Raw genomic sequence first — 11,409 nt, forward strand, 5'->3', positions numbered from 1 at the left:
ACGTTCGCGCGCGGGGGTCGGCTAGAAGCGCACCAAACCCGCCAAAACCAGGGCGCTGACCGTGGTGGTGAGTTCGATCGCGGCGCCCAGCACGTCGCCGGTGATGCCGCCGAACCGGCGCACGCAGTGCGCCACCAGCGCCGCGCCGCAGCCCACCGCAACCAGCACCGCCACCGGTCCCTGCCACGGCCGCGAACCCGCCAGCACCGAGACCGCCAGCAGCGCCGCGACCCAGGCCGCCGCCACCGGCCCGGGCTGACTCCCGGCCACCCGCGCGCCCAGCGCGCTGCCCTCGGCCGCCGGCACCGACCGGCGGCAAGCCAGCACGGCCGCCACCCGGCCGGAAAACACCGCCAGCACAATGCCCGACGGCTTCAGCGCCGCGAAGGCCAACCCCTGCAACACGATCACCAGCACGACGGCTGCCACCCCGAACGGCCCCGTCGACCCGTCGCGCATCACCGCCAGCGCGCGCTGCGGTGAGCCGTAACAGCCCAGCCCGTCGGCGGTGTCGGCGACGCCGTCGATGTGCAGCCCCCGGGTCGCCAGCAGCAGCGCCGCCACGGCGAGCAGGCCGGCCAGCGGGCTGGACGGGCCGAAAACTGCTGCGCCGCACCAGGTTACGCCCGCGGCCAACGCCCCCAGCGCGGCGCCGACCACGGGCAGCGCGGTCATGGCGCCGCGGCCCATCGGCGCGTTGGTCCCACCTGGTACGGGCAGCACCGTGCCGAAAGCGAAAGCCGTTGCCAGGGAACGCATCACTGAGCCGGCGGGTCGGACGGACCGGCCACCCCGGCCTGCGCGAACGTCGCCATCGACGACAGCGCGGCCACCGCCGCGCGTAGCACCGGCAGGGCCACGGCGGCGCCGGTTCCCTCGCCCAGCCGCATGCGCAGGTCCAGGATGGGGTCCAATTCCAGGGCGGTCAGCGCCAGCTGGTGGCCCGGCTCGGTCGACCGATGACCGGCCTGCCACCAGCGCCGGGCGCCGGGCGCCAGGCGCTCGGAGACCAGCGCGGCAGCGGTCACGGCCATGCCGTCGAGCAGCAGCGGGGTGCGCCGCACCGCGGCCTGCGCGCAGAAGCCGGCCATCGCGGCCAAATCCGCGCCGCCGCAACAGCGCAGCAGCCCGACCGGGTCGGGCAGCACGCGGTTCGCCCGGAACAGGGCGTCGCGTACCGCGGCGGTCTTGCGCGCCCAGCCCGCGTCGTCGATCCCGGTCCCGAAGCCGACCGCGGCGACCGGCTCGGCGTTGGTCAGCGCCGCCACCAAAACCGCCGACGCGGTGGTGTTTCCGATCCCCATGTCGCCCGCGATCAGCAGGTCGGCGCCGGCGTCGACCTCCTCGTCGGCGATGGCCCGGCCCGCGGCGATCGCGGCGATCGTCTCGGCGTCGGACAGCGCGTCGTGCGTGGTGATGTCGCCGCTGCCGCGCCGCACCTTGTGGGCGCCGATCCGGTCCGAGGCCGCCTCGGCGTCGACCGCCAGGTCCGCCAGCCGCACCGTCGCGCCGGCGATGCCGGCCAGCGCGTTGATCGCCGCGCCGCCGGCCTCGATGTTGTCGACCATCTGGGCGGTCACCTGAGACGGGTACGCCGACACCCCCGAGCGTGCGACGCCGTGATCACCCGCGAAGACCACCACCCGGGCGCGCTCGAATTGCCTTGGCGGACACTGCCCCTGGCAGGAGGCCACCCAGACCGACAGGTCCTCGAGGCGGCCCAGGGCGCCGCGCGGCTTGGTCAGCGTGTCCTGTCGGGCGCGGGCTGCTGCGGCGGCGTCCGCGTCGGGCGGCGATACCGGGGCGAATTCCATCAGGTTCCCGACGGCTTGATCTGCACCGCCTGCCCGGCCACCACCAGCACCACCCGATCGCACAGCTCGGCGATGCGCTGGTTCAGGCTGCCCAGTTCGTCGGCGAAGCGTCGCCCGGACGCGGTGGCCGGGACCACGGTCAACCCGACCTCCGGGCTGACCAGCACCAGCGTGGAACCGAATTCGGTTACCGCGGCCAGCATTTCGTCCACGGGGCCCGCCACCGACCCGTCGTCCCACGCGTTGTTGCGGTCCAGCGTGCCGGTGAGCCAGCCGCCGAGGTCGTCGACGAGCGTCGGGCTACCGGGCGACTGGCGCAATTGGCCCGTCACGTCGTCGGTTTCGACCGTCGACCAATGCGCTGGGCGGCGGTCGCGGTGTCGCGCGACGCGGTCCGCCCAGTCCGCGTCGGCCTCGCCGGTCACGCGGGGGGCCAGGTAGCGCACCGGCTCGCCCGGTGGCAGCGACGTGGCGATCGCCTCCTCGGCCCAGCGGGACTTGCCCGATCTGATGCCGCCGAGCACCAGGGTGCGCACCGGGATCAGGCGGCTTTCGGGCGCCGGTCAGCCGACACTGCCGCCGCGCTCGACCTGGGGCCGGGGCGTCCGCATGCGGCGCAGCTGAGAAGCCCGGCCCGCGGCGTAAATGCCCAGCCTCCAACGGCTTTCGGTGTTGTCGGGGAACTTCGCGTCGACCAGCCTGCTGACCTTGCGGCCCAGCAGGACGCCGTCGACGCCCATCACGACCATCAGCACCAGCATCGCCGGCGAGGCGTACAGCTGCACCTGCGGCACACCGAACGAGGCGAACAGCAAAAGCAGCGTCGCCGGCATGAACAGGCCGAGGACGTTGCGCCGGGAGTCCACCACGTCGCGCACATAGCGCTTGATGGGTCCCTGATCGCGCGGCAACAGGTAGGCCTCTTCGCCGGCCATCATGCGCTCGCGGCGATCCGTCATCCGCGCGCGGCTGGCGGTTCGCTCGGCCCGGCGCTCCTCGCGGCTGAGTTTGGGGCCGGCCAGCGTCTTGCGCCGGGCCCGCGCCTCGGACGCGGTCATCGGTGCCGGTGCGATCGGGCCCTTCCTCGCGTTGCGCCGCGCCTCGCTGCGCTTGGGCGTGGGGCGGCCCTTGGGCCCGGTCCGGCGCGCGCCGGCGTCGGCGGGAGCGACGGCCTCGACCGCCGCAACGTCGAAGTCGTCGTTCTCGCCCTTCTTGCGGCCCATTAGCTTCACAATGGCCAGGTTACTTCGCGGGGAGACCGGCCGGTAACGGACCTGGAATGCGTTGTTATTGGTCATGCGCCAGCGCGACGCAAACCCCCTACGCTTGACTGTGATGAATGGCTACCTGTGATGGACGACGGCACGATGGCCTCGGATGACGCGGCCGCTGGCCTCGCCCCGGGCCGTCTGCGCCTGCCCGCCATGCAGGTCTTGGTCGCCCCGGATTGCTACGGGGACAGCCTGTCCGCCGTGGAGGCCGCCGCCGCCATCGCGACCGGCTGGACGCGGTCACGTCCCGGCGATCGGTTCACCGTCGCGCCCATGTCCGACGGCGGCCCGGGTTTCGTCGAGGTGCTGGGCCGGCGGCTGGGGCAGACGCGGCGGTTGCAGGTGTGCGGGCCGCTGGACAGCACGGTGGAGGCCGCGTGGGTGTTCGACCGCATCTCGCGGACCGCGTACCTGGAGTGCGCGCAGGCCTGCGGGCTGAACCTGCTCGGCGGGCCGCCCACCCCGGAAACCGCGGTGGCCGCCGACAGCAGCGGCGTCGGGCAGCTCATCGACGAGGCGCTGCGGACCGGGGCGACGCGGATCGTGGTCGGACTGGGCGGCAGCGCGTGCACCGACGGCGGGAAGGGGATGATCACCCAGCTCGGCGGCCTGGCCGAGGCTCGCCAGCGGATGACCAACGTGGACCTGATCGCCGCCTCGGACACCGAATACCCGCTGGTGGGCCCGTGGGGGGCGGCCAGGGTGTTCGGGCCGCAGAAGGGCGCGGACACGGCCGCCGTCGCCGCCCTCGAAGTCCGCCTGGAGGCGTGGGCGCTGGAACTGGAGGCGGCCGCCGGGCGCGACGTCAGCTCGGAGCCGGGCGCCGGGGCCGCCGGCGGCATCGGGGCCGGCCTGATGGCCCTCGGCGGCCGTTGTGAGCTGGGCGCGGCGATCATCGCCGAGCACACCGGCCTGGCCGAGGAACTCGACGCCGCCGACATGATCGTCACCGGTGAGGGCCGGTTCGACGAGCAGTCCCTGTTCGGGAAGGTGGTCGGCTACCTCGCCGAGTCGGCCCGCCCGATCGGCATCCCGGTGATCGTGCTGGCCGGCCAGGTCGACCTGGAGAATTCCGCGGTGCGCTCGTCGGGCATCATGTCCGCGCTGTCAATCGCCGATTACGCCGGTTCGGTGCGGTTGGCGCAGGCCGACGCGGCCAATCAGCTGATGGGTTTGGCCTCGGAGGTCGCGGCGCGACTCGGGAATAGCGGTCCCGCAAGGTACCGTTGATGCAGTGGGCTTTTTCCCGAGCGGATCGCCCGGACGCCGAGCCACCAGGACCATCTAGAAAAAGTGCCAACTAGGAGAAGCAATGACGGTGCAAAACGAGTCAACCGCCAAGACCCACGGCGTGATCCTGACCGAAGCCGCCGCTGCCAAGGCGAAGTCCCTGCTGGACCAGGAGGGCCGTGACGACCTGGCGCTGCGCATCGCGGTCCAGCCGGGCGGCTGCGCCGGGCTGCGCTACAACCTGTTCTTCGACGACCGGTCGCTGGACGGCGACCTGACCGCGGAGTTCGGCGGCGTGACCCTGACGGTCGACCGGATGAGCGCGCCCTACGTCGAAGGCGCGTCCATCGACTTCGTCGACACCATCGAGAAGCAGGGCTTCACCATCGACAACCCCAACGCCACCGGTTCGTGCGCCTGCGGGGACTCCTTCAACTGACCCGTGATCGGCGGCTCAGTACGAGCCGCCGGTGCGCAGCACATACGAGCAGACCTCGATCTGCCCCCGCTGAAACAGCAGCTGGGCGACCCCTTGCACGTCGCCGCGGGTCGGGCCGCCGGCAGCCGGCGTGACCCGCATGGTGAACAGCGCCTGGGCCTGATACTGGGACAGGTACACGATCTTGTCGACCGAGGTCAGTTCCACCTCGGAGAATTGCTTGCGGAAGGCGTCGCTGCTCATCTTGGCCAGGGCCTGGTCGGACCGTTTGTCGCGCACGCCGTCGTACATGCCGCACAGCGCGTTGCGCACGATGACGTCGATGTCGCGATGCTCGAGCGCGTCCAGGTACTCCTGGATCGCCGCCTTGGCCGCGCCCTCGGACAGCGAGGTGCCGGTGTTGGCCCCGTTGGTGCGGACCCCATAGGTGATCGCCAGCGTCAGCGCGGCCGCCAGCGCGAAGGCCAGCAGCGCGCCGATCACGAAGCGGCGCTTGGATCGTCGCTGCGGATAGGGCACCGGTTGCCCGGCATAGTTCGCCGGCGGGGCCCCCGCGTCGGCGGTGGGCTGATCGGGGAAGTCAAGCGGCTGGGACTGGGGCGTTGGTCCGTCGGTGCCGACACTCTGGTCCGGCCAGTGCGGACCTGCCATGTGGTTCTCCTACGCTGGTGGGCGGGACCGTGAGCGGGCCGCGGCCAAGGCGGGGTCCCGGCGGCTGAGTGACTTGCTTGAGTCGTTTCTAGGCAGGCTAGCGCACGACTTTGCGCGGACCGTTACGCGACGACGCTCGATACGCCTGAGTAAGCTAGATAACCTTACTAACGAAGGAGATTTCGTGACGATCGCGGTAACGGGTTCGATTGCGACCGACCACTTGATGCGGTTTCCCAGCCGATTTTCCGAGCAGCTGCTGCCCGAGCACCTGCAGAAGGTGTCGCTCAGCTTCCTGGTCGACGACCTGGTCATTCATCGCGGCGGGGTGGCGGGCAACATCGCCTTCGCCATCGGCGTGCTGGGTGGCGACGTCGCGCTGGTGGGCGCGGCCGGCGACGACTTCGCCGACTACCGCGACTGGCTGGTGTCGCACAACGTCAACTGCGACAACGTGCTGATCTCCGAGACCGCGCACACCGCGCGCTTCACCTGCACCACCGACGTCGACATGGCCCAGATCGCGTCGTTCTACCCGGGCGCCATGTCGGAGGCCCGCAACATCAAGCTCGCCGACGTGGTGTCGTCCATCGGCACGCCGGAGCTGGTCATCATCGGGGCCAACGACCCGGAGGCCATGCAGGTGCACACCGAGGAGTGCCGCAAGCTCGGGCTGGCCTTCGCCGCCGACCCGTCCCAGCAGCTGGCCCGGCTGTCCGGTGAGGAGATCCGCACGCTCACCGACGGCGCCAAGTACCTGTTCACCAACGACTACGAGTGGGACCTGATGCTGTCCAAGACCGGCTGGACGGAGGCCGACGTGATGGCGCAGGTCGAGCTGCGGGTGACCACGCTGGGCCCCAAGGGCGTGGACCTGGTCGAGCCCGACGGCACCACCACCCACGTCGACGTGGTGCCCGAGACCAGCCAGGTCGACCCCACCGGCGTCGGCGACGCATTCCGGGCCGGCTTCCTCACCGGGCGCAGCGCGGGCCTCAGCCTGGAGCGCTCGGCGCAGCTGGGCTCGCTGGTGGCGGTGCTGGTGCTGGAATCCACCGGAACGCAGGAGTGGGCCTGGGATCACGAGGTCGCCAAGAGCAGGCTGGCCGGCGCGTACGGCGCGGAAGCGGCCGCCGAGATCGCCGCGGTGCTCGCCTAATCAGGACTCTGCTCGCGCTAGTTGCTAGAGCTGGACGGGGTAGACCGGCTCGCTGATCTGCGGCACCACGCTGCGCTCGACGAAGATCGCGTGCCACAGCATGAAGATCAGCACCGTCCACAGCCGGCGGCTGTGATCGCTTGCGCCGCTTCGGTGTTCGTCGAGCATCCGGCGCACCGCGGCCAGGTCGACCAGCTGATCGGCCTGCGACGCGTCCACCGACGCGTAGGCCCACTCCAGCAGTTCGCCGGCGCGCAGCCAGTGCCGGATCGGCACCGGGAAGCCGAGCTTGGGCCGGTTCAGCACGTGCGCGGGAACGATCGGCTCCAGCGCGCGCCGCAGCGCGTACTTGGTGGTCGTTCGGGTGATCTTGGCCTCGACGGGCAGCCGCGAGGCGACGGCGAACACCTCGGGGTCCAGGAACGGCACCCGCAGCTCCAGCGAGTTTGCCATCGTCATCTTGTCGGCCTTGACCAGGATGTCGCCGCGCAACCAGGTGAACAGGTCGACGTGCTGCATGCGGGCCACCGGGTCCCAGCCTTCGGATTCGGCGTAGACCGAGGCGGTCACGTCGGTGTGGGTCCACTCGTCGCGGAACCCCGGCAGCACGTCGCGCAGCTGCGCGTCGGAGAAACTGCGGGCGTTGCCGTAGTAGCGCTCCTCGAGCGTCAGCGAGCCGCGGTGCAGCAGGCTCTTGCCGCGCATGCCCTCCGGCAGCGGCTTGGACACCTTGCCCATCGACCGGCGCAGCGGCCGCGGCAGATAGTCAAAAGGCTTCAGCGACAACGGCTCCCGGTAGATGGTGTAGCCGCCGAACAGCTCGTCGGCGCCCTCGCCGGACAGCACCACCTTGACGTGCTTGCGGGCCTCGCGGGCGACGAAGAACAGCGGGACCAGCGCCGGGTCGGCGACGGGTTCGTCGAGGTACCAGACGATCTCGGGCAGGGCGGCGACGAACTCCTCGGGGCTGACCACCTTGGCGATGTGGCGCGCCCCGATGGCCTCGGCCGAGGCCACCGCGACGTCGATCTCGGAGAACCCCTCGCGCTCGAAGCCGGTGGTGAACGTGATCAGCCGGGGGTTGTGCCGGATGGCCAGCGCCGCGATGGCGGTGGAGTCGATGCCCCCGGACAGGAACGACCCGACGGTGACGTCGGCGCGCATGTGCTTGGCCACCGAGTCCTCCAGCACCGCGGTGATCTCGTCGTAGCGGGCCTGTTCGGTGTCGGCGGCCATCGGCGTGGCGGCAAATCGCGGCGCGAAGTAGCGGGTGGTCTCGGGCGGCTGCCCCGCCCGGATGCGCGCGTAGCAGCCCGATTCCAGCCGGCGCACCCCGCGGTGCAGCGTCTCGGGCTCCGGCACGTACTGCAGGACGGTGTAGTGCTGCACCGCGCGCTCGTCGATGGCGGTGTCGAACCCGATCAGCTCGGCCAGGTCCATCAGGCATTTCTTCTCGCTGGCCAGCGCGGTGCCGCCGGTGCCGGTGGCCATGAACAGCGGCTTGATGCCGAACGGGTCTCGGGCGCAGAACAATTCGCGGGTCACGGTGTCCCACAGGGCGAACGCGAACATGCCGCGCAGCCTGCGCAGCACGTCGGTGCCCCAGTGGTGGTAGCCCGCGACGATCGACTCGCCGTCCCCGTCGGTGGCGAACGCGGCGCCGTGCCGGGCGGCCAGCTCGTCGCGCAGCTCGAGGTAGTTGTAGATCTCGCCGTTGAACACCAGCACGTAGCGGTCGGGCGCCTCGGGCGGCCCCCAGCGCAGCGGCTGGTGCGAATGGGCGATGTCGATGAAGGACAGCCGGTTGAAGCCGAACACCACCGAGCCGTCGGCGTCGGGGTCGAACAACCCGCCCGGCTCGTCCGGCCCGCGGTGGCGCATCAGGCGCAGCGCGGCCGAAATGGCGCGGTCGGCCGCGGCGCCCGAATCCGCGGCCCGGGGCCCGTCGGCACCGGCCGGGGCCGCCACGAACGCCAACAGACCACACACGGCGCCCCAGTATGCCCCACTTGGGCCGCGCTCGCGGCGCCGCACGCCCGGGACCGGCCGGGGTTTGCGCGACGGCGTAAGCGGCGTGGTCTACGCTGCGTAGTATTCGAATCCGAGCAGGAGGCGCCAACGTGACACCTCGCGAGCAGGTCCGTTCGCAACGTCTGTCGCAGCGCGGGTTCCAGCGTCGTCTCCGGCCGCTGGCGCTGGCCGCGACGCTGGGCGTGCTGGCGGTAACCCTGAGCGGATGCAGCTGGTCGCAGGTGCTCGGCATGGGCTGGCCGGAGGGCATCACGCCGGAGGCCCACCTCAACCGGGAGCTGTGGGTCGGGGCGGTGATCGCGTCCCTGGTCGTCGGGGTCATCGTGTGGGGCCTGATCTTCTGGGCGTCGGCGTTTCACCGCAAGAAGGCGACCGACACCGAGTTGCCCCGCCAGTTCGGCTACAACATGCCGTTGGAGCTGGTGCTCACGGTGACGCCGTTCCTCATCATCTCGGTGCTGTTCTACTTCACCGTGGTGGTGCAGGAAAAGATGCTGCACATCGCGAAGGACCCCGAGGTCGTCATCGACGTCACCTCCTTCCAGTGGAACTGGAAGTTCGGTTATCAGCGCGTCAACTTCAAGGACGGCACACTGACCTACGACGGCGCCGACCCGGCACGCAAGAACGCGATGGTCTCCAAGCCCGAGGGCAAGGACGAGCACGGGGAGGAGCGCGTCGGCGCCGTGCGCGGGCTCAACCCGCAGGACCGGACGTACCTGAATTTCGACAAGGTCGAGATCCTCGGAACCGCCACGGAAATCCCGGTGCTGGTGCTGCCCGCCGGCAAGCAGATCGAATTCCGGTTGGCCTCCGCGGACGTGGTGCACACGTTCTGGGTGCCGGAATTCCTGTTCAAGCGCGACGTGATGCCCAACCCCGAGGCGAACAACTCGGTCAACGTGTTCCAGGTCGACGAGATCCAGAAGACCGGCGCGTTCGTCGGCCACTGCGCCGAGTTCTGCGGCACCTATCACTCGATGATGAACTTCGAGGTGCGGGTGGTGCCGCCCAACGACTTCAAGGCCTACTTGCAGCAACGGATCGCCGGCAAGACCAACGCCGAGGCGCTGCAGGCCATCGCCCAGGCGCCGCTGGCGGTGACCACCCACCCGTTCGACACCCGTCGCGGTGAAGCGGCCCAAGGCTCACCAGTAGGTTAGGACGCTCAATGAAGATCGAGACCAGGCTGTTCGAATTCATCGCCGCTTTCTTCGTCTTGTCGGCGGTGCTCTACGGGATCCTGACCGCGCTGTTCGCGACGGGCGGTGTGGAGTGGGCGGGGACCACCGCGCTCGCGCTGACCGGTGGCCTGGCGGTCATCACGGGCAGCTTCTTCTGGTTCATCTCGCGTCGGCTGGACACCCGGCCCGAGGACTACGAGGGCGCCGAGATCAGCGACGGTGCAGGGGAATTGGGCTTCTTTGCGCCGCACAGCTGGTGGCCCATTCTGGTGGCGCTGGCCGGCTCGGTCGCGGCGATCGGCATCGCGCTGTGGCTGCCGTGGTTGATCGTCGCGGGGGTGGTGTTCATCCTCGCGACGGCGGCCGGACTGGTCTTCGAGTACTACATGGGCCCCGAGAAGCACTGATTTGCGACTCAAAGGTCACAATCAGGGCGTCAGTTGATCCGGGCCCGTTTTCCGAGACTTCTTTGCTCTATCCCGTTCGGTAGGGTTTGCCCAGGCACCATGAGAAACTCCCAAGCGCGCGCGCACCGATGCAGCCGCGGGGCCTCGCGCGCTGGTGATGCACTTGGACAGGGCAGGCAACTATGAGCGGGCCGAATCCTCCGGGATGGGAACCTGACGAACCCGATCCCGGCAGCGACCTCAGCCACCAACCGGACTCCGGCCTCGACGCGGGACAAGACGCGGTCGAGTCCCACGACGAGCTGGAGCCCGTCGACGACGGCGCCGAAATCGCGGCGGCCGATCAGACCGGCCAGACGGACGCCTATTCGCGGGCCTATTCGGCTCCCGAGTCCGAGCACTTCGTCACCGGCCCGTACCTGCCGGCCGATATGCGGCTCTACGACTACGACAGCTACGACGAGCCCGTCGACGCCGACGACGAACACCGCGCCCCGCGCTGGCCGTGGGTGGTCGGCATCGCCGCGATCGTGGCCGCGATCGCGCTCGTGGTCTCGGTGTCGCTGCTCGTCACGCGCACCGACACCAACAAGCTGGCCAACCCCGCCACCACCACAGCCCCGTCGACCCCCCCGATGCAGGACGAGATAACCACCACCAAACCGCCGCCGTCTTGTGATAGCCGCGGCCCAGGTCCACCAGGGCGACGGTCGCGGCGCCGCTCACGCCCAGCAACACCAGCCAGACGGCGGCGCACGCGCCCACCAGGATGCGATCGATGACGTCCGGCGGGATGGTGTCCGAACCCCGCCGATAGGCGGAATACCTGCTGACCATCAGCAGCTCGTCTGCGGTGAGTCGTTGTTGTTCGACGACAGCACCGTTCCGTCGCTGGTGGTGATCGAGCAATTGAGCCGGCTGACCCGGAAGAGGCTGGACGCCTGGACAGATCCGACGTCGGACGTCGAGATCGGGGTCACGGTCATCGACCACGGGATGTACACGTTGTGCTGCGTGCGCGACCGGCCCGACGCGTCGACGTAGGTCACCGAGATGATGTCGCCGGGGGCCTTGGTCCCGGTCACCGAGTAGGTCACCTGCCGCGGTCCGGCCGGGGTCGTGGGCGGCGGCGGGGCAGGGGCCGACGTCGTGGTCGCCGGCGGGGGCGCGGGCGCGCTCGTCGCCGGCGGCGGCGGCGGGGGCGGCGGGGGAGGGGGCGTACC

General features: G+C 70.4%; 12 protein-coding genes and 1 pseudogene. 5 read left to right on the forward strand and 8 right to left on the reverse strand.

Features of this window, described 5'->3' with window-relative positions; genetic code table 11:
- Positions 1–21: 21 nt before the first annotated feature.
- The 4 genes from A5655_RS10925 to A5655_RS10940 are packed head-to-tail and all read right to left on the reverse strand — an operon-like array spanning position 22 to position 3,046.
- On the reverse strand, positions 22–762 hold the full coding sequence (locus A5655_RS10925; protein WP_067009522.1) for an adenosylcobinamide-GDP ribazoletransferase: 741 nt from the start codon (positions 760–762) through the stop codon (positions 22–24).
- Positions 759–1,817: a nicotinate-nucleotide--dimethylbenzimidazole phosphoribosyltransferase gene (gene cobT / locus A5655_RS10930; protein WP_197508663.1), complete on the reverse strand. Its 1,059-nt coding sequence runs from the start codon at positions 1,815–1,817 to the stop codon at positions 759–761. The genes A5655_RS10925 and cobT overlap by 4 nt, the downstream gene beginning before the upstream one ends.
- The gene (locus tag A5655_RS10935) at positions 1,814–2,350 is read right to left on the reverse strand and encodes a bifunctional adenosylcobinamide kinase/adenosylcobinamide-phosphate guanylyltransferase (RefSeq protein WP_067009528.1); all 537 of its coding nucleotides are present in this window, start codon (positions 2,348–2,350) and stop codon (positions 1,814–1,816) included. The genes cobT and A5655_RS10935 overlap by 4 nt, the downstream gene beginning before the upstream one ends.
- Positions 2,351–2,377: 27 nt before the next feature.
- The gene (locus tag A5655_RS10940) at positions 2,378–3,046 is read right to left on the reverse strand and encodes a DUF3043 domain-containing protein (RefSeq protein ID WP_067009555.1); all 669 of its coding nucleotides are present in this window, start codon (positions 3,044–3,046) and stop codon (positions 2,378–2,380) included.
- A 192-nt stretch (positions 3,047–3,238) separates the two neighbouring features.
- Here A5655_RS10940 and A5655_RS10945 point away from each other — a divergent pair, with 192 nt between their 5' ends.
- Entirely contained in the window at positions 3,239–4,315 is a 1,077-nt protein-coding gene (locus A5655_RS10945; protein WP_067009558.1) for a glycerate kinase, read from the forward strand.
- Positions 4,316–4,397: 82 nt separating this feature from the next.
- Complete coding sequence (locus A5655_RS10950; protein WP_066937786.1) at positions 4,398–4,754, forward strand: iron-sulfur cluster assembly accessory protein; 357 nt, start codon at positions 4,398–4,400, stop codon at positions 4,752–4,754.
- 15 nt (positions 4,755–4,769) lie between these two features.
- On the opposite strand, the gene A5655_RS10955 is transcribed toward A5655_RS10950, so the two are convergent.
- The gene (locus A5655_RS10955) at positions 4,770–5,405 is read right to left on the reverse strand and encodes a hypothetical protein (protein ID WP_067009531.1); all 636 of its coding nucleotides are present in this window, start codon (positions 5,403–5,405) and stop codon (positions 4,770–4,772) included.
- A gap of 184 nt (positions 5,406–5,589) precedes the next feature.
- Here A5655_RS10955 and A5655_RS10960 point away from each other — a divergent pair, with 184 nt between their 5' ends.
- Positions 5,590–6,564, forward strand: coding sequence for a carbohydrate kinase family protein (locus A5655_RS10960; protein ID WP_067009534.1), 975 nt, complete (start codon positions 5,590–5,592; stop codon positions 6,562–6,564).
- A gap of 24 nt (positions 6,565–6,588) precedes the next feature.
- On the opposite strand, the gene asnB is transcribed toward A5655_RS10960, so the two are convergent.
- Entirely contained in the window at positions 6,589–8,553 is a 1,965-nt protein-coding gene (gene asnB / locus A5655_RS10965) for an asparagine synthase (glutamine-hydrolyzing) (protein WP_067009537.1), read from the reverse strand.
- Positions 8,554–8,684: 131 nt separating this feature from the next.
- Between asnB and A5655_RS10970 the strand changes: the two genes are divergently transcribed.
- Positions 8,685–9,758 (forward strand): cytochrome c oxidase subunit II, encoded by a 1,074-nt coding sequence (locus tag A5655_RS10970; RefSeq protein WP_067009540.1) that lies wholly within the window; start codon positions 8,685–8,687, stop codon positions 9,756–9,758.
- Between the two features lie 8 nt (positions 9,759–9,766).
- Positions 9,767–10,186, forward strand: coding sequence for a cytochrome c oxidase subunit 4 (locus tag A5655_RS10975; protein WP_067009543.1), 420 nt, complete (start codon positions 9,767–9,769; stop codon positions 10,184–10,186).
- Positions 10,187–10,852: 666 nt separating this feature from the next.
- Here A5655_RS10975 and A5655_RS27840 read toward each other — a convergent pair.
- Positions 10,853–11,023 (reverse strand): annotated as a pseudogene (locus A5655_RS27840) (DUF2561 family protein); the annotation flags it as partial.
- Positions 11,023–11,409: MmpS family transport accessory protein (locus A5655_RS10985; protein WP_231999126.1), on the reverse strand; the 387-nt coding region annotated here is incomplete at its 5' end. The gene A5655_RS10985 and the pseudogene A5655_RS27840, both read right to left, overlap by 1 nt.

Origin of the sequence: Mycobacterium sp. 1081908.1, assembly GCF_001673535.1 — a bacterium.
Classification (GTDB): Bacteria; Actinomycetota; Actinomycetes; order Mycobacteriales; family Mycobacteriaceae; genus Mycobacterium.